28 protein-coding genes are annotated in these 24136 nt (G+C 64.7%); 15 read left to right on the forward strand and 13 right to left on the reverse strand.

Annotated features, from left to right (window positions below; genetic code table 11):
• The 6 genes from EYE42_RS03420 (at position 1) to rfbA (ending at position 5524) form a co-directional block, all read left to right on the forward strand.
• Positions 1-1011, forward strand: coding sequence for a flagellin (locus tag EYE42_RS03420; protein ID WP_130989919.1), 1011 nt, complete (start codon positions 1-3; stop codon positions 1009-1011).
• Entirely contained in the window at positions 1011-2111 is a 1101-nt protein-coding gene (locus EYE42_RS03425) for a flagellar basal body P-ring protein FlgI (protein WP_130989920.1), read from the forward strand. Before EYE42_RS03420 ends, EYE42_RS03425 begins: the two co-directional genes overlap by 1 nt.
• 86 nt (positions 2112-2197) lie before the next feature.
• Positions 2198-2758 carry a dTDP-4-dehydrorhamnose 3,5-epimerase gene (gene rfbC, locus EYE42_RS03430; RefSeq protein WP_130989921.1) on the forward strand — a complete coding sequence of 187 codons (561 nt, stop codon included), beginning with the start codon at positions 2198-2200 and terminating at the stop codon, positions 2756-2758.
• Complete coding sequence (gene rfbB / locus EYE42_RS03435; protein ID WP_130989922.1) at positions 2755-3795, forward strand: dTDP-glucose 4,6-dehydratase; 1041 nt, start codon at positions 2755-2757, stop codon at positions 3793-3795. Before rfbC ends, rfbB begins: the two co-directional genes overlap by 4 nt.
• On the forward strand, positions 3792-4649 hold the full coding sequence (gene rfbD / locus EYE42_RS03440; protein WP_130989923.1) for a dTDP-4-dehydrorhamnose reductase: 858 nt from the start codon (positions 3792-3794) through the stop codon (positions 4647-4649). The genes rfbB and rfbD overlap by 4 nt, the downstream gene beginning before the upstream one ends.
• Complete coding sequence (gene rfbA / locus EYE42_RS03445) at positions 4646-5524, forward strand: glucose-1-phosphate thymidylyltransferase RfbA (RefSeq protein WP_130989924.1); 879 nt, start codon at positions 4646-4648, stop codon at positions 5522-5524. Before rfbD ends, rfbA begins: the two co-directional genes overlap by 4 nt.
• On the opposite strand, the gene EYE42_RS03450 is transcribed toward rfbA, so the two are convergent.
• From EYE42_RS03450 to EYE42_RS03495, 10 genes are read right to left on the reverse strand one after another with little or no spacing between them, the layout of a single operon-like run.
• Positions 5515-6474, reverse strand: coding sequence for a glycosyltransferase (locus tag EYE42_RS03450; protein ID WP_165455703.1), 960 nt, complete (start codon positions 6472-6474; stop codon positions 5515-5517). The genes rfbA and EYE42_RS03450 overlap by 10 nt on opposite strands.
• 60 nt (positions 6475-6534) lie before the next feature.
• A complete protein-coding gene (locus tag EYE42_RS03455; RefSeq protein ID WP_130989926.1) occupies positions 6535-7089 on the reverse strand; it encodes a hypothetical protein in 555 nt (184 codons plus the stop codon).
• Positions 7090-7097: 8 nt separating this feature from the next.
• The gene (flgH, locus tag EYE42_RS03460) at positions 7098-7823 is read right to left on the reverse strand and encodes a flagellar basal body L-ring protein FlgH (RefSeq protein ID WP_246020567.1); all 726 of its coding nucleotides are present in this window, start codon (positions 7821-7823) and stop codon (positions 7098-7100) included.
• A gap of 14 nt (positions 7824-7837) precedes the next feature.
• Positions 7838-8251: a flagellar basal body P-ring formation chaperone FlgA gene (flgA, locus tag EYE42_RS03465; RefSeq protein WP_130989928.1), complete on the reverse strand. Its 414-nt coding sequence runs from the start codon at positions 8249-8251 to the stop codon at positions 7838-7840.
• Entirely contained in the window at positions 8251-9036 is a 786-nt protein-coding gene (gene flgG / locus EYE42_RS03470) for a flagellar basal-body rod protein FlgG (RefSeq protein WP_130989929.1), read from the reverse strand. The genes flgA and flgG overlap by 1 nt, the downstream gene beginning before the upstream one ends.
• Before the next feature lie 11 nt (positions 9037-9047).
• On the reverse strand, positions 9048-9764 hold the full coding sequence (locus tag EYE42_RS03475) for a flagellar hook-basal body complex protein (protein ID WP_130989930.1): 717 nt from the start codon (positions 9762-9764) through the stop codon (positions 9048-9050).
• Between the two features lie 4 nt (positions 9765-9768).
• A complete protein-coding gene (locus EYE42_RS03480; protein WP_130989931.1) occupies positions 9769-10035 on the reverse strand; it encodes a flagellar biosynthetic protein FliQ in 267 nt (88 codons plus the stop codon).
• Between the two features lie 3 nt (positions 10036-10038).
• Complete coding sequence (gene fliE, locus EYE42_RS03485; RefSeq protein WP_130989932.1) at positions 10039-10323, reverse strand: flagellar hook-basal body complex protein FliE; 285 nt, start codon at positions 10321-10323, stop codon at positions 10039-10041.
• Positions 10324-10334: 11 nt separating this feature from the next.
• On the reverse strand, positions 10335-10727 hold the full coding sequence (flgC, locus tag EYE42_RS03490) for a flagellar basal body rod protein FlgC (protein ID WP_130989933.1): 393 nt from the start codon (positions 10725-10727) through the stop codon (positions 10335-10337).
• Positions 10727-11110 carry a FlgB family protein gene (locus EYE42_RS03495; protein WP_130989934.1) on the reverse strand — a complete coding sequence of 128 codons (384 nt, stop codon included), beginning with the start codon at positions 11108-11110 and terminating at the stop codon, positions 10727-10729. Before EYE42_RS03495 ends, flgC begins: the two co-directional genes overlap by 1 nt.
• 84 nt (positions 11111-11194) lie before the next feature.
• Between EYE42_RS03495 and EYE42_RS03500 the strand changes: the two genes are divergently transcribed.
• Together EYE42_RS03500 and EYE42_RS03505 are read left to right on the forward strand one after the other, a co-directional pair.
• Positions 11195-12529, forward strand: coding sequence for a FliI/YscN family ATPase (locus tag EYE42_RS03500; protein ID WP_130989935.1), 1335 nt, complete (start codon positions 11195-11197; stop codon positions 12527-12529).
• 104 nt (positions 12530-12633) lie between these two features.
• Positions 12634-13374 carry a Crp/Fnr family transcriptional regulator gene (locus EYE42_RS03505; RefSeq protein WP_246020568.1) on the forward strand — a complete coding sequence of 247 codons (741 nt, stop codon included), beginning with the start codon at positions 12634-12636 and terminating at the stop codon, positions 13372-13374.
• Here EYE42_RS03505 and EYE42_RS03510 read toward each other — a convergent pair whose 3' ends face one another.
• The 3 genes from EYE42_RS03510 to EYE42_RS03520 form a co-directional block, all read right to left on the reverse strand.
• Positions 13375-14163 (reverse strand): extensin-like domain-containing protein, encoded by a 789-nt coding sequence (locus EYE42_RS03510; RefSeq protein WP_130989936.1) that lies wholly within the window; start codon positions 14161-14163, stop codon positions 13375-13377.
• Complete coding sequence (locus tag EYE42_RS03515; protein ID WP_130989937.1) at positions 14160-15497, reverse strand: L,D-transpeptidase family protein; 1338 nt, start codon at positions 15495-15497, stop codon at positions 14160-14162. The genes EYE42_RS03510 and EYE42_RS03515 overlap by 4 nt, the downstream gene beginning before the upstream one ends.
• A 162-nt stretch (positions 15498-15659) precedes the next feature.
• Positions 15660-16346 (reverse strand): histidine utilization transcriptional repressor HutC, encoded by a 687-nt coding sequence (locus EYE42_RS03520; RefSeq protein WP_165455704.1) that lies wholly within the window; start codon positions 16344-16346, stop codon positions 15660-15662.
• 262 nt (positions 16347-16608) lie between these two features.
• Here EYE42_RS03520 and EYE42_RS03525 point away from each other — a divergent pair, with 262 nt between their 5' ends.
• The 7 genes from EYE42_RS03525 to EYE42_RS03555 all read left to right on the forward strand — a co-directional run bounded on the left by EYE42_RS03525 (position 16609) and on the right by EYE42_RS03555 (position 24109).
• On the forward strand, positions 16609-17811 hold the full coding sequence (locus EYE42_RS03525) for an MFS transporter (protein WP_130989939.1): 1203 nt from the start codon (positions 16609-16611) through the stop codon (positions 17809-17811).
• A complete protein-coding gene (locus EYE42_RS03530) occupies positions 17808-19511 on the forward strand; it encodes a glycosyl transferase family 90 (RefSeq protein WP_130989940.1) in 1704 nt (567 codons plus the stop codon). The genes EYE42_RS03525 and EYE42_RS03530 overlap by 4 nt, the downstream gene beginning before the upstream one ends.
• Before the next feature lie 21 nt (positions 19512-19532).
• Positions 19533-20015, forward strand: coding sequence for an ureidoglycolate lyase (locus EYE42_RS03535; RefSeq protein WP_130989941.1), 483 nt, complete (start codon positions 19533-19535; stop codon positions 20013-20015).
• Entirely contained in the window at positions 20012-20644 is a 633-nt protein-coding gene (locus tag EYE42_RS03540; protein ID WP_130989942.1) for a ribonuclease HII, read from the forward strand. Before EYE42_RS03535 ends, EYE42_RS03540 begins: the two co-directional genes overlap by 4 nt.
• 114 nt (positions 20645-20758) lie before the next feature.
• Positions 20759-21865 (forward strand): site-specific DNA-methyltransferase, encoded by a 1107-nt coding sequence (locus tag EYE42_RS03545; protein WP_130989943.1) that lies wholly within the window; start codon positions 20759-20761, stop codon positions 21863-21865.
• 160 nt (positions 21866-22025) lie between these two features.
• A complete protein-coding gene (gene leuB / locus EYE42_RS03550) occupies positions 22026-23150 on the forward strand; it encodes a 3-isopropylmalate dehydrogenase (protein ID WP_130989944.1) in 1125 nt (374 codons plus the stop codon).
• On the forward strand, positions 23150-24109 hold the full coding sequence (locus EYE42_RS03555) for a DMT family transporter (RefSeq protein ID WP_130989945.1): 960 nt from the start codon (positions 23150-23152) through the stop codon (positions 24107-24109). The genes leuB and EYE42_RS03555 overlap by 1 nt, the downstream gene beginning before the upstream one ends.
• Positions 24110-24136: the final 27 nt, after the last annotated feature.

Genomic DNA, 24136 nt, shown 5'->3' on the forward strand with positions numbered 1-24136 from the left:
ATGACGGTTCAATCCATCGGGGACCAGGCCCGCGCGTTTGCGATGCAATCTGCATCGAACCGGATCAAGACAACGCTGGCGACGCTGACCGCCGAACTTACCAGCGGAGAGGTTTCCGATCTGGGCGCCCGACTGGGCGGCAAGACGCAGAACCTGACCGGGATCGAGGCGCGCTTGGCCATGCTGGCACAATTCAAGTCGAACGCCGCAGAGGCCGCTGCGCATACGGCGGGAATGCAAGAGGCGCTGACGGCAATCCATTCAATGTCTGAAAAGCTTGGGCAAAGCCTTTACATCGAGCCGGCAGGCACAACCGATGCCTCGGTGCGTGCCCGGTCAACCGAAGCGGCCACAACATTCCAGACAGTGGTCGGGCGTCTCAATGCATCGGTAGGTCAGCGGTTCCTGTTTTCGGGCATTGCCAGCGACACTCCTCCGCTGGTCTCGGCCGATGATATGCTGGCAGAATTGTCGAATGTGGTCGGAGGCCTGACAACGGCCGTTGATATGGCCCAAGCGGTTTCGGACTGGTTCGACGCCCCTGCGGGAACCGGAGGATATGCCGATTTCGCCTATCGTGGCATGGCTGACGGTCTGGCCGTCCCGGTCGGCGAGGATACTACCCTGCTGCTGGAAACTACTGCATTGGCTTCCTCTGTTCGAGACACTTTCAAGGGGCTTGCGGCAGCGGCACTGGTTGATCGTGGTGCACTGGCAGGCAATCTCCAGGAGGAACGTGCCCTGCTCAGGGACGCCGGCAAGAATCTCATAGAGGCTTCACCCGCCTTGGTGGCGGAAATGGCGCAGGTGGGTTATGCCCAGCAAGTCATTGCCAGCACTCATACCGAGGGCGAAGCTGCCACAGCCACTCTGCAGACCGCACGCAACACCCTGCGTGAGGCCGATCCTCTTGCAACAGCAACGGCCCTCAACGATGCCGAAACAAGGCTGCAGACACTCTATGCGGTGATCGGCCGGTTGTCGCAACTCAAACTGGTGGATTACATTTGATGCGACAACTGGTGGCCATCCTTCTTATGACGTTGATGCCGATCTGGGCCGCAGCGGCCCCCGTTCGGGTCAAGGATCTGGCAGATTTCGATGGTGTGCGGGGCAACGATCTGGTCGGCTATGGCCTTGTAGTCGGGTTGGACGGGACCGGCGACGGCTTTCGAAACGCACCCTTTACCGAAGAGCTTCTAGCCGGGTTGCTGGAACGGCTGGGCGTGAATGTCACGGACGAGGCGCTGCGGTCACGCAATGTCGCCGCCGTCGTGGTCACGGCGACGCTGCCGCCCTTTGCCCGGTCGGGCAGCCGGATCGATGTCAGTGTGTCAACGATCGGCGATGCAAAGAGCCTTTTGGGCGGGACATTGGTGATGACCCCGCTCAAGGCAGCTGACGGCAATATTTATGCGGTTTCACAAGGCTCGATCATTGCGAGCGGTGCCGCAGTCGAGGGCGAGGCTGCGCGTGTGGTCGAAGGGGTGCCGACATCTGGCAAGATTCCGGCTGGCGCGCGGGTCGAACGCGAAGTCGAGTTCGACTTTGCGGGAATCGAAAACATTCGCATTGCTCTGCGCAATGCCGATTTCACCACCGCCACGCGGATCGAGGATGCCATCAACCGCGATTTCGACCGCCGCTTGGCCACTGCTCAGGACAGCGGCACCGTTCTTGTGGAATTCCGGCAGTTGGGGAATGTAAATCCTGCACGTGTCCTTGGCCGCATCGAGAACCTGACGGTCGAACCCGAGGATCGCGCCAAGGTCGTCATCGACCACAAATCGGGCACGATCGTTATCGGCGAGCGGGTGCGAATTTCAAGGGTTGCGGTATCGCAAGGCGCCTTGACGCTTCAGGTCAGCGAGGCCCCTTTGGTTTCACAGCCCAATCCGTTTTCGCGGGGTGAAACGGTCACTGTCCCGCGCACCGTGGCCGAACTGCGAAACGAGCCGGGTATCGGTTTTGCCGAAGTCGTGGGCGAAACCTCGCTCAGCGATCTGGTCGAAGGCTTGAACGCTTTGGGCGTTCGGCCGCGGGAGATGATCGACATCCTGAAATCGATCCATACGGCCGGGGCCTTGCATGCAGAACTGATCGTCGAATGACAGGACGTCATTTTCTTTGCGAGGGCAAGTGACAGTCGCGGCCGCTTCCCTTACAGGATGAGGCCGTAGTGCTGACCGGATCGCCGATGAAGATCGAAACCACCACCCTGCCCGATGTGCTTGTCCTGACGCCGCCCCGGTTCGGCGACGAACGGGGCTTCTTTTCGGAAAGCTGGAATCGCCGAACCCTGTCCCAGGCCGGCCTTGATCTGCCGGACTTTGTCCAGGACAATCATTCGCTGTCTGCACATGTCGGCACCATTCGCGGTTTGCATTATCAGGCGCCGCCTTTTGCCCAAGGCAAACTGGTGCGTTGCGGGCGGGGATCGCTCCTGGATGTTGCTGTGGACGCTCGCCTGGGCAGTCCCTTTTATGGGCAATGGGTTGCGGTTGCTCTCAGCGATCGGAACGGGCGGCAGCTATGGGTGCCGCCAGGTTTCCTGCATGGCTTCGTCAGCTTGGAGCCTGACACCGAAATCATTTACAAATGCACCGCCCACTATAACCGCGAGAGTGACGGGGCTGTCCGGTGGGACAGCCTGGGCATCGACTGGGGGGTGACCGATCCCATCCTATCGCCCAAGGATCGCGATGCTCCCCCCTTTGCGGAATGGGATTCTCCTTTTGTCTATGGCGGTGGGGCATGAGGATTCTTGTGACCGGCGGCGCCGGCTTTATCGGCTCGGCCGTGGTGCGGCTGGCTATCCGACGGGGGCACGAGGTCGTCAACGTCGATGCGCTGACCTATGCCGCCAATCCTGCCAACATCGCCGAGGCGGCCGGCAGCTCCCGCTATCGCTTCGAGCATGTGGACATTCGTGATCGGGCAGCGCTGGACCGGGTCTTTGCCCAGCACCGGCCCGATAGCGTGATGCACCTGGCCGCAGAAAGCCATGTTGACCGCTCGATCGACGGGCCCGCCGCCTTTGTCGAGACAAACGTGATCGGCACCTTCAATATGCTAGAGGCCGCCCGACGCCACTGGATCGACCAAGGCCGGCCCGATGGATTCCGCTTCCACCACATCTCGACCGACGAGGTGTTCGGCTCTCTGGGGGAAACCGGGCAGTTTACCGAATCCACGCCCTATGATCCCCGCAGCCCCTATTCCGCCAGCAAGGCCGGATCGGATCACCTGGTGCGCGCGTGGCACGAAACCTATGGATTGCCAGTTGTCCTGACCAACTGTTCCAACAACTACGGACCCTATCATTTCCCCGAAAAGCTGGTGCCGGTGGTGATCCTGAAGGCCCTGTCGGGCGAGCCGATCCCGGTTTACGGCGATGGCGGCAACGTGCGGGATTGGCTGTATGTCGAGGATCACGCCGATGCGCTGCTGCTGGTTCTGGAAAGGGGCCGGGACGGTCGCAGCTATAATATCGGCGGCGAAAACGAGGCCAGGAACATCGATCTTGTGCGAACGATCTGCGCGCATATGGACGATCTGCACCCGCGGGGGGCGCCCCATGCCGAGCTGATCACCTTTGTGGCGGACCGGCCCGGCCATGACCGCCGCTATGCCATCGACCCTTCGCGCATCCGGGACGAACTGGGTTGGCGGCCCTCGGTCACAGTCGAGGAGGGATTGCGGCGCACGGTGGAATGGTATCTGGATAATCGCGACTGGTGGCAGCCGCTTCTGGGCCGCAACGGTGTCGGTCATCGTCTGGGCCAAGCGCGATGACCGGCCTGCTGGTTTTGGGCAGATCAGGCCAGCTTGCCCAGGCTCTTGCGCGCCTTGCTCCGGACGCTGCATTCTGGGGCAGGGCCGAGGCTGACCTGACCGATCCCAAGGCCGTCGCATCCCGGTTGCGCGATCATCGGCCCTCGGCTGTCATCTTTGCCGCCGCCTATACGGCAGTTGATCGGGCCGAAACCGATGCCGAGGCTGCCATGTTGCTGAATGCCACGGCTCCGGGGCTGCTGGCCCAGGCTGCGGCTGATTTGGGTATCCCCTTCCTGCACGTCTCGACCGATTACGTCTTCGATGGATCCGGCAATGCCCCGCGCGGCGAGGATGCTGCCCCCGCCCCCTTGGGCGTTTACGGCCGGACCAAGCTGGAGGGGGAACGGCGGGTCGCCGCGGCGGCAGGGCAGTGGGCCATTTTGCGCACCTCCTGGGTTTTTTCCCCGGATGGCGTCAACTTTGTCAAGACGATGCTGCGGCTGGGTGCCGAGCGCGACCGGATCAATGTTGTGGCCGACCAGATCGGCGGTCCGACCGAGGCAGGGCGGATCGCTGCCGCCTTGCTGGAGATGGCGCACCAGATGCGGACCGACCCGCACAAGGGCGGGCTTTACCATTTCGCCGGGGCCCCGGATGCCAGTTGGGCCGATCTCGCCCGCGAGATCATGGCCCGCGCGGGCTTGCCCTGTGCCGTTTGTGACATTCCGTCCGGTGACTACCCGACCCCGGCCCGGCGTCCGGCCAACTCCCGGCTGGACTGCGGGCGCATTGCGCGCGATTTCGGCATCGGCCGTCCCGACTGGCGGGACGATCTGGACAGGGTTCTGCAGCATCTGGGATACGCGACATGACCGCACGCAAGGGCATCATTCTGGCCGGAGGTTCCGGGACACGCCTTTATCCGATCACCCTGGGCGTGTCCAAACAGCTTTTGCCGCTTTATGACAAGCCCATGATCTATTATCCGATCTCGGTACTGATGCTGGCCGGCATCCGCGAGATTGCGATCATCACCACGCCCGACGACCAGGCGCAGTTTCAGCGCCTTCTGGGGAATGGCGGGCAGTGGGGACTGCGCTTTGAATGGATTGTCCAGCCGTCGCCGGACGGCTTGGCCCAGGCCTATCTCTTGGCCGAGGATTTCCTGGCCGGCGCGCCTTCGGCCATGGTGCTGGGGGACAACATTTTTTTCGGGCACGGCTTGTCGGATTTGCTGAAGGACGCCGATCAGCGGAGAGAGGGCGGGACGGTTTTCGGCTATCGGGTGTCCGACCCGGAACGCTATGGCGTGGTGGATTTCCAATCGGATGGAAAGGTCCGTGCGATCATTGAAAAACCGCATTTGCCGCCGTCGAATTTTGCCGTCACGGGCCTTTATTTCCTCGACGGTACGGCCTCTGGGCGGGCAAGAACCGTCCGGCCGTCGGATCGCGGCGAACTGGAAATCACCACTCTGCTGGAAAGCTATCTGCACGAGGATCTGCTGACCGTCGAAAAGATGGGCCGCGGCTTTGCCTGGCTGGACACGGGCACCCATGGCAGCCTGCTGGATGCCGGCAATTTCGTACGCACCCTGGAAAAACGGCAAGGTCTGCAAACCGGTTGCCCCGAGGAAATCGCCTATGAGGCCGGCTGGATTACCGAAGACATGCTGCGCGAACAGGCCCAGAGATTTTCGAAGAATGCCTATGGGCGCTATCTGATGGGGCTGGTCGGTCAGGGTTGACGCAGCCGGCCCATCAGGGCTGCCGCATAGAGCGCAGCCGTGCCGGTCCGCGTCTGGCGGTAAAGTCCGGTACGCATCATCGTGGCGGCCGCGTACGGTCCCGGCTGGCAAAGAGCATCGCCGAGCCGGTCCAGGATCCGGCGGTTTTCCGGCCGGAACACCGTCGTGACAGCGTCCAGCGCCGCATGATTCCGGCCCAGCCAGACGGCGTAATCCCCTGACATCAGCATCCCGGCGCGTTGGGTCATGGCGGCAAGGGTGTCGTTGCGGCCCATTTCGCTGCGCGCGTGCTGCCGATAGAACAGCGCGGGGGTGGCGTCATGGATCAGCACCGCCCCGGCGCCCGAAGTGATCTGGTAGGCCCACCAGTCGTGAGAGGGAATCCGGTGGTTCTGCGCGGGCGCGACGCATTGCTTCAGGATCGCTGCGGCGGGGGCGTTGAACACGGATGTATTGCCCGCCATGATCGCCTGGACCAGGGCGTTGCGAAACCCCAGCGGGCGACGGAAATGGCGCGACGGCGCCACGGGGTTCAGCGCCGCATCCGTAATGACCGTGCGGGCCGCATAATGAGCAGGGCCGTCCTGCGCCGACAGCGCCACCATGGCGCGAGCCAGCTTGTCGGGGAACCAGACATCGTCCTGATCGCAAAAGGCGACCGGCCCGTCTGGGGCAATCGACAGCAGGTGCAGAAAATTCTGCGTGGCGCCCTGGCATGGCCCGGAAACCACCTGCACCTGGCCGGGGGCACAATCGGTCGCGAATTTGGCAACGATATCAGGGGTGCCGTCGCTTGATCCGTCATCCGACACAATAAGCCGCCAGTTTCCCAAGGTCTGTTTGGCGATGCTGCGCAGTTGCGCACTGATGAAATCCGCGCCCTGATAACTGGCCAGAAGGATCGTTAGCGGTGCCTCCTTGGGCTGGCTCTGGAAGGATGGATGGTTCACGCGGAAGCCCCTGGTCGAACAGGTCGGGCTTCTGCCCCCTGCACCCGGCCGATGCAACCGTCATCCGGCCTGACGGGCAATATCCTCGATCAGGATCGCCTTGACGGGCAGATCCGTGCCAGCCTGCGCAGCCTTGTGCAACCGTTCGCGCAGGGGTGCCAGCCGCGCCTCGGCAGTGAAGTTACCATCGAAGCCGCCGGTATTGGCATGGATCAGCAACTCGCGAAGCAAGGCATCGCGCAGGCGGTGTTCCTGCTGTTCCATGGCCGCAAGGTCGCTTTCCGAGGTCTCGATGCTCAGCGTCAGGATCATGACCGCACCCATGTCGCCGTTGCGCATCAGGGGCACAAAGAACTGCGTCGGAAAGGTGAACCATCCCGCAGGCGCCGTGGCCCCGCCTTTTTCGTCGGTCGTGGCGGCATAATCGTCGGCGGGCTTTTCGGATTCATAGTCCTCCTTTTCAGCCTCCGGACTGCTGGGTGCAATCTGGTCCGCGTTATCCGCCGGGGCCTCGGCCTGGTCGGTCGCGGGCGCGCCGGGACGCAGCATCTCGCCCGCGGCAACGCCTCCGACCAAGGCCAGGACCGGGATCAGCAGAACCAGGATCTTCTTCATCGGCGCCCTCAATACGGCAGGATCACGTCGGCCAGTTGCTGGCCGAGACGGGGTTGCTGGACATCCGTGATCTGGCCGCGCCCACCATAGGAGATGCGCGCCCCGGCAATGCGGTCATAGGCGATCTCGTTGCTGCGGTCGATGTCGGCGGGGCGGACAAAGCCGCTGACGGTCAGTTCCCGCAGTTCGAAGTTCACGCGAACCTCCTGAGTGCCCTCGATCTGCAAGGTGCCGTTGGGCAGGGTATCGATTACGGTGGCCGCCACGCGCAGGGTCAGCTTGTCGCGCCGGGTGATGTTGCCGCTGCCCTTGTAGGTCGAGGAGGACTGGGCATCGGCCAGGTCGTCGAAGCTGGCGCCCTCGGGCAGTTTCTCGTTCAAGCGCTGGGGGATGCCGACCATCTGCGGAATGCTGACGCTTTCGCCCGCCGACCGGCTGCGCCCCGAAGTATTGGTCATCTGCGCCTCGTCGTCGATCTGGATCACCACGGTCAGGATGTCACCGCGTGTGGCGGCCCGCCGGTCGCTGATCAGCGACGAGGTGGTCCCTGCCCACAGCGATGCCGCGGCTTCGGGACGGCCGGAATCGACCGGGATTTCCAGGGGCGGATTGGTCATGGCGATGAATTCCTCGCTGTTGCGAGGCGAGGTCAGGGTAGGGGGCTTGCCCAGATGGTCGGCGCGCGCGCAGGCGGTCAGGGTCAGGGCCAGGCAGATCAGGGCGGTCGGTTTCATCGGATATCCTTGCGTCATTTCATGGCCAGCAGGCTGCCATCGGGCTGGACAACCGCGCTGACGGTTGCGCGTGATTCGAGGTTCATCACACGGATCACGTCGCCCGCCGCGCCGTCCGACAGGGTGCGGGCGGTGGTCACGATGCGCAGGGCGCCGCGTTCAAAGACCAGCGGGTGCATCTGGTTACGGGAAATCAGCTTCGGGGCCTGCAACAGCGAGGCCTGCAAGGGCCGGCCCTCGTGAATGGTGATGCGGGTCTGAAGGCCGATGGCCTCGGACGGATCGGACAGACCGAGGCGGTTGCCGTCCATCGCGCGCAGGTCCGCTGCGGTGATCACCGTGCCGGCGGGCAGGGTGCGGGCGGCGGCCAGCACGGCCGCCGATGCGGGCAAGGGGGCCAAGGCCAGGATCAGGGCAAGCCAGCGCATCAGCGCACCTGCGTGGTCGCCGCCAGCATCTGGTCGGCGGCGGTGATGACCTTGGCGTTCAGTTCGTAGCCGCGCTGCGCCTTGATCAGTTCGGTGATCTCGCGCACGGAATCGACCGAACTGTCCTCGAGATAGCCCTGCCGCAGCGTGCCCAGGCCTTCCTGGCCCGGTGTCGTGACCTGCGGCGTGCCGGAGGCCGCGGTTTCCAGAAAGAGGTTCGACCCGATCGCCTCGAGGCCCTTCTCGTTGGAAAAGCCGGCCAGGGTCAACTGTCCCAGCAGTTCCGGCTCGACCTGGTCGTTGAAATAGGCATAAACCTCGCCGGCGGCATTGATCGAGATCGTCCGCGCATCGTTGGGGATGGTAATGGCGGGCACCACCGGATAGCCGTCCGAGGTCACGATCAGCCCATCGGGCGAGCGTTTCAGGCCGCCGTCGCGCGTAAAGGCCGAGATCCCCGAAGGCAGCGTCACCTCAAGGTAGCCGTCGCCGTCGATGGCCAGGTCCAGGTCGCCCTCCGTCGCATTCAGGGAACCCTGCTGCAGGTTGATGCTGACCGCTGTGGGTCGCACCCCCAGGCCCAACTGGACGCCCGCCGGAATGACGGTGCCGTCCGCCGCCGTGACGGTGCCTGGGCGCGTGGCCTGCTGATAATGCAGGTCGGCGAATTCCGCACGCCGGGCGTTGTAGCCGGTGGTGGACATGTTGGCGAGGTTGTTCGAGATCACCTCGACACGGGTCTGCTGCGCGCTCATGCCGGTGGCGGCGATCTGCAAGGCTCTCATGGGCTGTCCTTTCAGCGGGTCATGCCGGTGATCGCGCTGCGGATGCGCTGATCTTCGCGGTCAAGGAAGGATTGGCCCAGTTCGTAGGCACGCTGGACCTCGATCATGCGGGTGATCTCAAAGACGGAATCGACATTTGATTCCTCCAGGAAGCCCTGGCGGATGCGGGCGTCGTCGACCGGTTCGGGCTGTTCGTCCGTGGTGAACGCAGTGCCGCCCTGATGGGTCAGTTGCGCATCTTCAGGGGCCGTGAACACACCGATCTTGCCGAATGCCACGCCGTTTGCGGACAGCGTGCCGTCCGCCCCCACCGCGACGCCGCTGGCGCCTGCGGGCACGATGATCGGGGCCATCCCCTCGTCCAGCAGGCGGAAGCCATCGGCGGTCATCAACTCGCCCTCGGCCGAGGGCAGAAAGGCGCCCGCCCGGGTCAGGCGGTTGCCGTCGGGCGTCTCGACCAGAAAGAAACCTTCGCCCTCGATTGCCAGGTCGTAATTGCCGTTGGTCTGGGTCAGCACGCCTTGGTCAAGATCGACCAGACGGCCGCGCGCATGGGCCATCGACAGCGTGTCGCCGCGGCGGTCGAGCGCCGAAAGGTGTTCGGCAAAGATCACACCTTCGCGGCGAAAGCCGGTCGTATTGGCATTGGCGATGTTGTTGGCGACCACCCGCATTTCCGCCATCAGGCCGGATTGCCGGGTCAGGGTCGCGTAGATTCCGTTCTCCATCGGCTCAGCCTCCCGCGACCAGGGGAATGATCTGCCCCAGATAGAAATCAGACAGGGCGGTGGTCATGAAGCTCATGCTGACCCAGAAGACCGCCAGCATCAGCCCGACCTTGGGCACGAAGGTCAGGGTCATTTCCTGGATCGAGGTCAGCGCCTGGAACAGCCCGATGACCGCCCCCGCGATCAGGGCCACCGCCAGCATCGGGGCGGACATGCGCACCGCGATCAACAAGGCCTGGCGCAGCATGTCGAAAAGCAGCGTTTCATCCATGGATCACACCGGCATCCGCAGGATTTCCTGATAGGCCTCGACCACCTTGTCGCGGATGGCGACAACCGTCTCCATGGCCAGTTCGGCCTCGGCAATGGTCTGAACCAGGCGATGCGTTTCGACCTGTCCGGTCATGGCTCCGGTGGCAACGGCATCGACCTTGCCCATCTGGGCAGCAAAATCCTCGGCCGCTTGCGACACGGCTTGGACGGCGGGGCCGGACGGTCCCGGCGTGACCGCGGTGCGGGCTGCGGAATAGGCAGTGGCGGCATTGAGACTGGTGAGCATAGCGAGCCTTTCTAGCGACGCAGAAGATCCAGAAGCGACGCGCCCATCTGGCGCGTTTGTTCGAACATTTTCAGATTGGCCTCGTAGGAACGACCAGCCTCGCGCGAGTCGGCGATCTCGATCACCAGATCCACATTCGATCCCAGATAATAGCCGTCGGCATCCGCCATGGGATGCGATGGATCGTAAAGGCGCGGCAGTTCCCGCTGATCCAGCCGCAGCCGCGAGGCATCGACCTCGCCCGAAGGGCGGCCGAAGCGGATGGCCTCTTCGAAGGTGACAAGCTTGCGGCGATAGCCGGGGGTGTCGGCGTTGGCGATGTTCTCGGCCGTGTGGCGCAGGCGTTCGCTTTGCGCGCGCATTCCCGATGCCGACAGGTGCAGGGCGGATACGGGACGGTCCATCACGCCCTCCGCCCGATGCTGGTGCGCATCAGATCAAGCGCCGAGCGATAGATGCCCAGCGACAGGTCATGGCTCCGCTTGACTTCGGCCGCCTTCAGCATCTCTTCCTCCAGCGAGACGGAGTTTCCATTGGGCGAGACGCCCGTTTCGTCGGAAACCTGTCGGGCTGCGGGGGACCAGCCGGGCGCTTGCAAATGACGCGGATCGGTTGCCCGCAAGGGTTCGGACGCTGCACGATAGCTGTCGGCAAAGGACTGCACGTCCCGGGCCTTGAAGTCCGGGGTATCGGCATTGGCGATGTTGCGCGCCACCGTGATCTGGCGCTGGCTTGCGTGATGGCCCAAGGCGCGGGCCATGCGCATGACTTCGATCTTTTCAAACATGAGGCTTCTCCTCATTGGCGATAACCCGGTCTTAACTGCGATTCGTTTAGAAACCGTTTGCGGACTGAAAAAACGGATGGGACTATGGACCAGTTGGCTTCGATCGCGGCACGGATCGCCGATCTGCGCGTCACCCGGCATTTCGGCCGGGTCCATTCCATGCAAGCGGGCCTGATCCGTGTCGAGGGGTTGAACACCCATGCCTCGGTCGGGGACAGGGTTATGATTTCCCTGCAGAAAATGAACGTCGGCGGGGAAGTCGTGGGGTTGGCTCCCCGCCATGTCGAGGTGCTGCCCGAAGGAAATACCGAAGGGTTGTCGGTCGGGGCCGAGGTCGAGCTGTTGTTTGCCCCCTCCATCGCCCCCTGCGATGGATGGATCGGACGAATCATCGACCCGCTGGGCCAGCCCTTGGACGGGCGTCCCCTCCCCAAAGGGCACGAACCCCGCCCGTATCGGCGCGAGGCGCCCCCTGCTGTAAGACGCAAAAGGCTCGGTGGTCGGCTGCCGACGGGGTTTGCCGTTTTCGACACCCTGCTGCCCCTGGTCATGGGCCAGCGAATCGGGCTGTTCGCGGGATCGGGCGTGGGCAAGTCCACGCTGCTGTCGGGGCTGGCCCGGGGTGTAGAGGCCGATGTGGTGGTGATCGCGATGATCGGCGAACGGGGCCGCGAGTTGCGCGAATTCGTGGAAAAGACGCTTGGCCCCGAGGGCATGATGCGGGCGGTGATCGTGGCCGCGACCTCGGATCGGTCGCCCCTGATCCGGCGGCGCTGCGCCTGGGCGGCCATGGCGGTGGCCGAGCATTTCCGCGATCAGGGGCGTCACGTCCTGTTTCTGGCCGATTCGATCACCCGATTTGCCGAAGCCCACCGGGAAATTGCTCTGGCCGCGGGCGAGCCCCCCAGTTACCGCGGCTTTCCGCCATCGGTATCGAACCTGATCATGGCGCTTGCCGAACGATCCGGGCCGGGACTGGAGGGAACAGGCGACATCACCGGCATTTTCAGCGTGCTGGTTGCCGGATCGGACATGGACGAGCCGGTCGCCGACATCCTGCGCGGCACGCTGGACGGACATGTGGTTCTGGACCGGACAATCGCGGAACGTGGCCGCTTTCCCGCCATCGACGTCGTGCGCTCTGTGTCCCGTTCGCTGCCGGACGCGGCAACGAGCGAGGAAAACCGCCTGATCGGCGAAGCCCGCGCGGCCTTGGGGGCCTATTCCGAATCCGAACTGATGATCCGGGCGGGGCTTTATTCGGCCGGGACCGACCCGCGTCTGGACAAGGCCGTGAAACTTTTTCCCCAGCTAGAGGCTTTTGTTACCGAAAAAACGACGGGTATCGGCGAAAGTTTCACTTTCCTGGACAGGGCGTTGAGAGTGCCGGCACAGGGACGGCCCGTGCGGACAACCTGATCTTCATATAATCGGCTGGTTTGGCTTAATGAATGTTACATTGCAAGGCCACCTCGATGGAGGGAAAAGGCCTATTGCAACGGTCGCAGGTTGAACGGAAAAGGGTGCTGGAATTGGCGATCACCGAATACTTTGTCCGCTATCTTCAACAGCGCGACAATCTGGCTCCACAGGATCTCGAACGCCTGAAAGCCATCAGGACGACCCATGCCAGCTTTGGCCCCGGAGAAGTGATCGTTCCCGCCCATGTGATGGAAACGCGCAGTTGCATGATGCTGCGCGGGCTGTCGGCACGGTCCCATCGTCTTGTGGGCCGGCCCGATGACCGGGTCATCACGGCCCTGCATGTGCCGGGTGACTTTGTCGATCTGCACGGCTTCATTCTGGCCGGGCTGGATCACGCGGTGATTGCCGTCGGTCCCACCGAGGTCGAGCTGATCGAACATGAGGAACTGATCCAGATCACCGAGAACTTTCCGCATCTGACGCGGCTCTTGTGGATGGCGACGCTGATCGACGCGGCCATTCACCGGCAGTGGCTGGTCGCCGCGGCCTCGCTGCGGTCAAGCGCGCATCTCGCGCATCTCCTGTGCGAGATCTACACGCGGCTCAGCGCAGTAGGCGCGGCGTCGGGTGGACAATTCCAGTTGCCCCTGTTGCAGCGCGAGTTGGCCGACATCCTTGGCTATTCGCCCATCCACGTGAACCGCGCGGTTCGCGACCTGCGCGACCGGGGCCTGATCCGCTGGTCGGGGTCTGACATCGTCATCATCGACTGGAATGGGCTTGTGCTGCTGTCGCGTTTCGATCCGGCCTATCTGGATCTCGAGCGCGTCCGCCGCTGATCACTGACAAAGCCGCCAGCCGCCGGGACGCAAGGCGGTGTCCAGATGCAGGTGGTCGTCATGGGCCGCGTTCGATCCCGGGCCCAGGACCGTGGAAAAGAACAGGCAGCCCGACGCGCGAAGCGTGCCCTGGAATGCCTCGGCCAGATCGCCCGTATCGGTGCGCGGCTGGATGGCGATGGGGTCGCCCCGTGACAGGACAACGCCAGCGATGTCGATGGCATTGCCAAGGGCATGTTCGGACAGCTTCGGCACCTCCTGCCCGGTCCCCACGCGGGGGCGGCAATCATAGGTGGTTCCCAGTCGCAGGCCGGTGACCTGCGGCGCGCCCGGCAACCGCGCCGCGGCCGGTTGCAGAAAGTCGCGTGCCCATGATCCCAACGCCTGCGCGGTGGCACAGCGCATCACGGCCCCACCCTCCAGCGCCAGACCCGGCAGGATCTGTTCGACCCGGATCGGACGGGCAATGCCGCAATCCCGATCCTCGTCGCCGGTAATGGGCGGCTGGTCCTGGAACACCGTTCCCATCGCCGTCAGGGCCGCCTTGCAGGCCGCGAGTTCGACGTCGGTTTCGCGCAACAGCCACCAGGCCGGCGGGAGGGGCGGGCCAAGAACTGCCGCCGGTTCGCCGTCCGGTGTGGGGACGGCAGGCCCGGACGTGGCAGCGGGTGCCGACAACGGTTCCGTCGGACGCTCTGGCGGGCGATCCTGTCCAAGAGCGGGGGCCTGCCCAAGAGCGGGCGCCATCGGCAGGCAGAGCGCCGCCAGGATCGCGGCTGCCCGGATCACGGCTGTTCGCTGACCGGGGGAACGACGAAGCCGTCGGGCAAGGCCCCGGTCAGCGCATGACTGAGGGGATCGGCCTCTGGGACCAGCGAATCGGCCGCTTCTTCCGAGGTGTTCTCGTAGACCGGTTCGACCGGCGTCCTTTTGGCCGCCAGGGGATCGCTGTAATCCAGAGTGGCCTGGGGTTCGGCCGGCATGGCCTCGGCCAAGGCCGGGCTTGCGGCCACCGGCGTTTCCAACGGCTGGGCCGGCGGGATATCACCGGTCGAGATGCCCAGACTGTCGGCGATGGTCACGCCCGACGGCAGGAATTCGACGGCGGTTCCGTCGATCTTGACCATATGAGCCAGTTCCTCGGCATCCCAGTTGGTCAGCCGCACGCAGCCCATCGACTGGTTGACGAACAGTTGCGATGGCGTCGGCGTGCCGTGGATGCCGTAACTGGGCTTGGACAGGCCGATCCAGACCGTGCCGACCGGACCATTCGGACCCGGCGGCACCACCAGGGGCTTGTCATTGTCACCCTGCTGAAAATTGCGCTGGGGGTTATAGGTATAGTTGGGGTCCAGAGCGATGGTGGCCACCTGATGATTGCCCGAGGGCGAGGGTGTTGCCGCCGATCCGATAGTGGCGGGATAATCTACCAGCAACTGCCCGTCCGCCCCGAATCCTGCCACACGGCGCGTATTCACATCCACCAGAATGCGCGTCACCGTTCCCTTGAGTTTCTGACCGGGATTGATGACCTTGATCGTCGCGCCCGGCACCAGATCCACACCGGGGTTCAAAAAGGCGACGAACTTTTCGTCCATGTGGAACCGCTCGCCCAGGCGTTCGGCCACGCTGGTATAGGCCAGGGATTCCATCTGGGCCTTCTCGGCATAGTCGGTGGGGATCGAATCGACCAGACCCTGCGCGTCCTCGGCGGTGATCGTATAGTCCTGGGTCATGGGCTGTGCCGCAAAGGACTGGAGCAGGTTCCAGACATGGGCGTCCAGTTCCCCGTCGATGGGCAGGCCCGCGCGGCGCTCGAAGGCCATCAGGGCACTGCGGCTCATGCCGCCCTTGAAGCCGTCGATGACCCCCGGAGAGATCCCGGCCCGATCCAGCAGAACCTGGACCTTGGTGGTCAGCGCCGAACGCCCCGACGCAAGCCCCCCCGTCCCGCCATAGGCCGCCGCCTCGACATCGGCCGCCAGAAACGGGGCATCGTTCGTTTGGGCCGGGCCGGTCTGAGCCGGGTCGCCCTGAGCCGGGTCGGTCTGAGCCAGGGCGGGCAAGGCACCCAAGGAAGCCAGCATCACGGCAAGCGGGAATCGGAAGGAAAGGAGGGGCATCGGTGTCTCCGTCGAACAGGCGCAGCATCGGCGGTTCTGCGCAAAATCGCCAGATAGACCGTTGTTCACAATCCGGTCAATTCCCGTTCAGGACGCCGTTGGTCCAACCCCTTCTTGTCCTTTTTGCCACGGCCGACGCTTTGGTCCGTGTCGGGCCTTGGCCTAATCCCCTGACATCAGCCGGTGCTGCGGAGGGTAAAGCTGCCGCGCAAATGACAGGGGGGTTGTGTCGGCCCAGTTCGTGCGCTCGATGGCCAGAACGGGGGTGCCCTCCTCGATCTTCAGATGACGCGCATCCTCGGCTCCGGCCCGGTCGGCCATGATCGAGAAGTGTCCGTGGGTCAGGGTTACTCGATCGGCCAGCCATTCATGGGCTGACTTCCGCTCCAGATCTTCGCGCTTCAGGGGCGGCAGAACTCGTGCATTCAACCACACCGTTTCAAAGCAATGCGGCAGGTCGTCCGCGCAATAGATCGCTTTGATCGCCACGGTTTCGTCGCCGGCGGACAGTTGCAGGGCATGGGCCGCCGCCTCGGTCGGGGCCTCTACCGAAAACCCCGCAAGCGCATAGGCATAGATCGCACCCATGTCCTCGATCTCGGTGCGGATCGCAGGCATGTCCAGAACCGTGCGGCGCGCAAGCGTGGTCGCCACCCGTGTGCCGACCTTTCGGCGGCGTTCGATGATGCCGATGTCGGCCAGTTCGCGCAGCGCGCGGTTCACGGTGGCCCGCGCACAGCCAAGGCCGGCCGCCAGCTCCTGTTCGGTAGGGATCAATTCGCCAGGGGGCCATTCGCGGCTGCGAATGCGGTCCAGGACATAGGCGCGCACCGATTGCCACGTGTTCATGCGCCGGCCACCCCCGGCCGCACCTGATGCCCGCAGCGACCGGACAAGATTTCCGGAGGTTTTAACCATTCGACTGACTATGATACTCGAAAAAAGATACAACCCGGCCACATTCGGAAAAAGTTGACGCAAAAGGAAGCTATCCAAATCGTCAATTGGCGGGAACCTGCAGGTTCCTGCCGGCAGGGGGTTATAAGAGAGCCGCTTGAAACCCTTGGAATCGCTGCTATTGCATGATGTGCAGTCAGGGGGTGGAGAACCGATGCGCGCCGAGACATCGACAGCGGGGCCGGCTGCGGCCCCGGGCACGGCCTGGTGCATCCTGACCGCGATCAGCCTGTGCCATATGATCAACGACGTGATGCAGTCGATGCTGGCGGCCATCTATCCGCTGCTTCGGATCGAATTCGCGTTGAGCTATGCGCAGATCGGGGTGATGACCTTTGCCTTTCAGGTCACGGCCTCGCTTCTCCAGCCCCTGATCGGCATGGCCACCGACCGCCATCCACAGCCCCGGTCTCTGCCCTTCGGCATGGCCTCGACCTTTTGCGGGGTGCTGCTGCTGGCCTTTGCCCATCGGTACGAGATGCTGCTGCTGGGGGCGATGCTGATCGGCGTCGGATCGGCGGTGTTCCACCCCGAAAGCTCGCGCGTGGCGCGGCTGGCCTCGGGCGGGCGGTTCGGCACGGCGCAGTCGCTGTTCCAGATGGGCGGCAATTTCGGGCAATCGCTGGGGCCGCTGCTGGCGGCCTTCATCGTCGTGCCGTTGGGCCGCCCGGCGGTGGCCTGGTTCGCGGTTGTCGCCGCCCTGGGCGCCGCGCTGCTGTGGCATGTGGGCGCCTGGGCCGAGGGGCGGCGCCGCGCCACGACCATGCGGGCCGACACGACCCTGCGCCATCCTCGTGGCATCGTGTTCCGGGCAATCGCCGTTCTGGCGATCCTGACCTTTACGAAGAACATCTACACGGCCTCGATGAGCAGCTACTTCACCTTTTTCACCATCGAAAAGTTCGGCCTGGGCACACAGGGAGCCCAGATCATGCTGTTCCTGTTCCTGGGCGGCATGGCCGGGGGCGTCATTCTGGGCGGCATCGTCGGCGACCGGATCGGGCCGCTGCGGGTAATCTGGTTCTCGATCCTGGGGGTATTGCCCTTTACGTTGCTGCTGCCCCATGTCGGGCTGGCGGCGACGGGGGCGCTGGCGGTCGTCATCGGGCTGATCCTGGCTTCGGCCTTTCCGGCCATCGTGGTCTTTGCACAGGAACTGGTGCCGGGCCGCACGGGCACCATCGCCGGACTGTTCTTCGGCTTTTCCTTCGGCATGGGCGGCATCGCCGCTGCGGCCCTGGGCGTCCTGGCCGATGCGCGGGGAATCGAGACAGTGTTCGTGCTGTGTTCGTTCCTGCCCGTCCTGGGCATCCTGACGATCCTGCTGCCGCGACCGGGGCGTCTGATCGGCGGATGACGGGCGAACCCCTGTTTTTCCACATCAGCCCGGACGGTTGCGGAGAGGACCGTCTGGCCCACCTGTTCCACCGGAACGGCCTCCCTGCCATCTGCCACGACGGCGGACGGCTGGCCGAAGATATGCTGTTCGCCAAGGCCAGCGGCGGCGCGCCCCTGACCCGGTGGCCGGGAGCGGTGCTGTTTTCCGGCCTTTACCGCCATGCGCCGCATTGGCGCCCGCCGTTGGAGGCATGGCGCCATTTTGACTGTCTGGCCGGCCGCTTTCCGCAGGCGCGCTTTATCCTGGCCCTGCGCCGGCCCGAGGACTGGATCCTCGACCGCCTGACCCGCGACGGGGGTGCGGTCGCGCGCTGCCACGTCCATCATCGCGGCTGCGGCCCGGCGGATTTGCCAGATATCTGGGCTGCGGACTGGGCCGATCATCTGGCCGCCGTCGAGGCCTTTTTCGGTGACGACCCCCGCCTGATCCGCCTGAATCTGGATCGTGACACACCCGGCGATCTGGCTGCCCGGATGGGTCCGATCCTGTCGGATGCCGGATCGCCGGGCTGGTTTTCCAAAAGCGGCGAAGCCGGTATTGACCCGGCTGCTCTGGCCAAGCCTGAGGCTGAACAGGTCGATCCCGCCTATGTCGAGGATGTCGCGGCATTCTGCCTGTCTGGCCTGTTGCCCGGCACCGGCCCGGAGGCCGGCGCGGACGCCGGTCTTTCGGAATATTTTTCCAGATGGGACGGCGCGGGGGTGGTTGCCGACCGCAAGGGCGCCCCGCGCCGGATCGTGGTCCGGGACGGGATCGCCCTGTCCGCTCCTGATCGTCCCTTCAAGATCCTGCGCGCCGAAGGGGTCATCAACGACGCCCTGCGCCTGGGCTGTGCCCAGCCCCTGCGCATCGACATGGAGGATTCGCGGTGGTTCGGATCGCCGCAGGGCGAACCCTTGGCTGCGCCGACCCTGTGCCACAACCGCCGGGTCGGCGCGCGGAACGCGGTGCTGTGGCCGCTGCCCGACCAGCATTCCATCGGCCTGCCCGGTTTCGACGATGCCGCCCCCGACCCGATCCCGTGGGAAGACAAGCGCGACCAGGTCGTCTGGCGCGGCATGATTTCGGGCAGCGAGATGCGGGATGGCATCAGGCCGGGTCCGGCCGCGCATGTGTTCCTGCGTCAAGTCGCGGATGCGGGGGACGACCCGGCGGCGCGGCAGGCTGCGTGGGACCGGCTATGCAACACCAACCGGCTGGCCTTTGTGCGCCGGTGGTGGGGTCATCCTGATTTCGACCTGGGCGTCGTCATGGCCTGGGGGTTCCGCGAGTTCGCCGCCGACCCGCTGCTGGCACCCTACTGCACGCCGCGCCGAGATCGTGCCTTCTTTCGGCAGTTCCGCTATCAGTTGTGCCTGACGGGCTATGACCACGGCTCGAATTTCATCGGCGCCATCGACGGGCATTCGGTGCTGCTGAAGGAGGAGGACGGGTGGGAAGTGTTCTACTCCGGTCGCTTCCAGCCGTGGAAACACTATATCCCGCTAGAGCGTCATGGCAGCGACATCGCTGAAAAGCTGGCTTGGGCGCGCGCAAATTCCCAAGCCTGCAAGGCCATGGCGAGTGCCGCGCGGGTCGAGGCGGCCCTGCTGCGCAAGCCTGCCACGCGGCGCGCGATCCTGGCGCGCATCCTCGACGGGCTGGCGACTGCGGGCTAGAACGGGAAACCGGAGGATTCCATGACCAAGATCCGCATCGAACCTATCACCGCCGACGCCTTTGCCCCCTTTGGCGATCTGCTGACCCCGCGCGCCACCCCCGACAAGATGATCAATGGAGGCCATTGCGAGCGCCACCATGCCCTCGCCACCATCGAACGGGCGGGGGGCGAGGCGATCATCTCGATCTTCCGGTCAGACGCCGTCAGCCTGCCCTATGACTGCACGCTGCTGGAACGGCACCCGCTGGGCAGCCAGGCCTTCATGCCGCTGGGGCCGGACGCGTGGCTGTCGGTTGTGGCCCCGGATGACGGCGGCAGGCCGGGGATGCCGCGCGCCTTTCTGGTGCCGGCGGGCACCGGCGTGAACCTGCGCGCCGGGGTCTGGCATGGGGTGCTGACGCCGCTGGATCGGCCGGCGGATTTCCTGGTCGTGGACCGCGAGGGCGAGGGCGCGAACCTCGAGGAATATGCCGTTGTCCCTCCTGTCACCATCACCGCATGACATTGCCGGACTTCAGCTTTGAACGGGCCGCCCTGGCTGGGGGTGCCCGCCGCATAGCGGGCGTGGACGAGGTCGGGCGCGGCCCCCTGGCGGGGCCCGTCACCGCCGCAGCCGTGGTCCTGGACCCCGGCAACATCCCCAAGGGACTGAACGATTCCAAGAAGTTGACGGCGAAACGGCGGGAGGTTCTGGCCGAATGGCTGGCCGCCCATTGCGACCATTGCATCGTCCATGTCGGCGTCGATGACATCGACCGCTTGAATATCTATCATGCCGCGCATCTGGCGATGTGCATGGCCGTGGACGGGCTGCGAAGCCGGCCTTGTCATGTCCTGGTGGACGGCAACCGTGTCCCGCACGGGCTGTCCTGTCCCGGCGAAGCCATCGTTGCGGGCGATGCCCGCTGCGTCACCATTGCCGCGGCCTCTATCCTGGCCAAGGTGGCGCGGGACCGGCTGATGGTGGATTTAGCGCAACAGCACCCCGGATATGGCTGGGAAACCAATGTCGGATACCCGACGCCGGCGCATCGGCAGGCCCTGATGGATTTGGGCGTAACACCATATCATCGGCGTTCATTCGGACCGGTACACAACATCTTGTGTAAACCTTTGTCATCAAACCTTTGATTCAAAAAAGAAATTGACGCCGATTCGGCTCTGAATCATCTTAAGCGGATACCAGACCGGCAAAAGCCGGCAGTTTTCCCCGAGGCGATGATGATAAAGATCAAGGATCAGCGCATGGCAGCCGCGCAACCGCTCCCCCTGAACCAGATTCTGGCCGGCGATTGCATCGAGGTCATGAAGGCGCTTCCAGCCGCCAGCGTTGACCTGATCTTTGCCGACCCGCCTTATAATCTGCAACTGCGCGGCGACCTGCACAGACCTGACCATTCCAAAGTCGATGCGGTGGACGATCACTGGGACCAGTTCTCGAACTTCGCCTCTTATGACGCCTTCACGCGCGACTGGCTGACCGCCGCGCGCCGGTTGCTGAAACCCGACGGCGCCATCTGGGTGATCGGCAGCTATCACAACATCTTCCGCGTCGGCGCCGAGATTCAGAACCAGGGCTTCTGGATCATGAACGATGTGGTCTGGCGCAAGTCGAACCCCATGCCCAATTTCCGCGGCAAGCGGCTGACCAACGCGCATGAGACGCTGATCTGGGCGGCGAAGTCGGAAGCCTCGAAATACACCTTCAACTACGAGGCCCTGAAGTCACTGAACGAGGGCACGCAGATGCGGTCAGATTGGGTGATCCCGATCTGCAACGGCGGCGAGCGGCTCAAGGATGCAGCGGGCGACAAGGCCCACCCGACCCAGAAGCCCGAGGCGCTGCTGCACCGCATCCTCATCGGCACCACCAATCCCGGCGACGTGGTGCTGGACCCGTTCTTCGGCACCGGCACCACTGGCGCGGTCGCCAGAATGCTGGGCCGCGACTTCATCGGCATCGAACGCGAACCGGCCTATCGCGAGGTCGCGGAACGGCGCATCGGTCGCACCCGCCGTCTGGACGCGGACGCCCTGTCCACCACCCGCGCCAAGCGCGCCGAGCCGCGCATCCCCTTTGGCCAGGTGGTCGAACGCGGGATGCTGCGGGCGGGGGAGGAGCTGTTTTCCATGAACAACCGCCACAAGGCCAAGGTCCGCGCCGACGGCAGCCTGATCGGCAACGACGTCAAAGGCAGCATCCACCAGGTCGGCGCTGCGCTGGAAGGCGCGCCTTCCTGCAACGGCTGGACCTATTGGCATTTCCGGCGCGAAGGCCGGATGATCCCCATCGACATCCTGCGTCAGCAGATCCGGGCCGAGATGGAGGGCGAGGTGTCTCTCCCCAACTGATCCCACAAGGTTCGCCTGGTTCCCCTGGCTGCCGCCACAAAAGGGGAACTGCCTTGCCCCGCCATGCCCGCATGGCGGGGTTTTTTCGGAAACGCCCCCGCCTTGCTTGACCCCACCCGGCGGCCCGGCTAACCCGGAACCGCATCGCAAGGAGGCCCGCATGTCCGACCGTTATTCGCTTCTTGTCCTGCCCGGCGACGGGATCGGCCCCGAGGTCATGGCCGAGGTGACCAAGGTCATCGACTGGTTCGGGACCAATCGCGGCATGTCCTTTGACATCAGCCACGGGCTGGTGGGCGGGTCGTCCTATGACGCGCATGGAACGCCCCTGACGGATGAGACCATGGCCCGTGCCCAGGCGGTCGATGCCGTGCTGCTGGGTGCGGTCGGCGGCCCGGCATACGACAACCTGGATTTCAGCGTCAAACCCGAACGCGGCCTGCTGCGTCTGCGCAAGGAGATGGACCTCTACGCCAACCTGCGCCCGGCCCAGTGCTTCGATGCCCTGGCCGATTTTTCCAGCCTCAAGCGCGAGGTGGTGGCGGGCCTTGATATCCTGATCGTGCGCGAACTGACCTCGGGCGTCTATTTCGGCGAACCCCGCGGCATCCATTCCGACGACAACAATCCCGACAACGAGGGCGGGCGGGTCGGCATCAACACCCAGCGCTATACCTCGGGCGAAATCCGCCGTGTGGCGCGGTCGGCCTTTGAACTGGCGCGGCGGCGGTCGAACAGGGTCTGTTCGATGGAAAAGGCCAATGTGATGGAATCCGGCATCCTCTGGCGCGAGGAGGTGCAATGGGTTCATGACAACGAATATCCGGACGTGGGCCTGACGCATATGTATGCCGACAACGGCGCCATGCAGTTGGTCCGCCGCCCGCAGCAGTTCGACGTGATCGTGACCGACAACCTGTTCGGCGACATCCTGTCGGATGCGGCGGCGATGCTGACCGGCAGCCTGGGGATGCTGCCCTCGGCCAGTCTGGGCGCACCGATGGCGAACGGACGGCCCAAGGCCCTGTATGAACCCGTTCATGGCAGCGCGCCCGACATCGCGGGGCAGGGCAAGGCCAATCCCATCGCCTGCATCCTGTCCTTCGCCATGGCCTTGCGCTATTCCTTCGACCGGGGCGACGCGGCGGTCGAACTGGAACGGGCGGTCGAGCGGGTGCTGGCGGACGGCGTGCGCACGGCCGACCTGATGGGTCCCGAAGGCGGCACCCCCGTCACGACCGCCCAGATGGGCGACCGGATCGTGGCCGCCCTGTCGCAAGGCTGATGGAGACCGCCACGAACGTCCGCGGCGCGGCCCTGGCCCTGCTGGCCATGGGCCTTTATGCGACCCACGACGTTCTGATCAAGGTGCTGGGCGCGCAGTATCCCGCCCTTCAGGTGCTGTTCTTTTCATCGCTTCTGTCGTTCCCGCTGGTGATGGTCATCATCATGCGCGATCCCACCCCCGGAACCTTGCGGCCGGCCAATCCCGGCTGGGTCGCGTTGCGCAGCATCGCCGGTGTCGTGGCGGGAATGGGCAGCTTCTTCGCCTTTTCCCAACTGCCGCTGGCGCAGGTTTATTCGATCCTGTTCGCCGCGCCCCTGCTGATCACGATCCTGTCGATTCCCATCCTGGGGGAACGGGTCGGCCCCCACCGCTGGGCGGCTGTTGCGGCCGGGCTGGCCGGCGTTCTTGTCGTGCTGCGTCCCGGTGCGCAACCGCTGGAACTGGGTCATCTGGCCGCGCTGTTGGCGGCGCTCGCGTCGGCATCGACGGGGGTCATCATCCGCAAGCTGGGCCGGTCGGAACGCCCGCTGGTCCTGCTGATGTGGCCGATGCTTGGCAATTTCGCAGCCACCGGCGCCTCTCTGGCGCTGGACTACCGCCCGATGGCGCTGCCCGATCTGGCACTGGCGGGCGTGATCGCCTGCCTGGGGCTGGCGGCGGGGTTTCTTCTGATCATGGCCTATCGCGCGGCCGAGGCCGCGATCGTGGCGCCCATGCAATATTCGCAGATCCTCTGGGCCACCGGCTATGGCTGGTTCCTGTTCGGCGAGACGCTGGACCTGCCTACGATACTGGGCGGCGGCATCATCATCGGTTCGGGTATCTACATCGTCTGGCGCGAGGGGCGCGGGGGCAATTCGGCGAACCGCCCGGTGATCGCCTCGCGCATCCGGGCGGAAACCGTGACCGCGCCGCGCAGCACGATCCTGCAAAGATTGTGGCCCCCGCGCCCCTGACGGGGCTTGCAATCGGTCCCGGGCCGC

The sequence above is a fragment of the Paracoccus subflavus genome, assembly GCF_004310345.1.
GTDB lineage: Bacteria > Pseudomonadota > Alphaproteobacteria > Rhodobacterales > Rhodobacteraceae > Paracoccus > Paracoccus subflavus.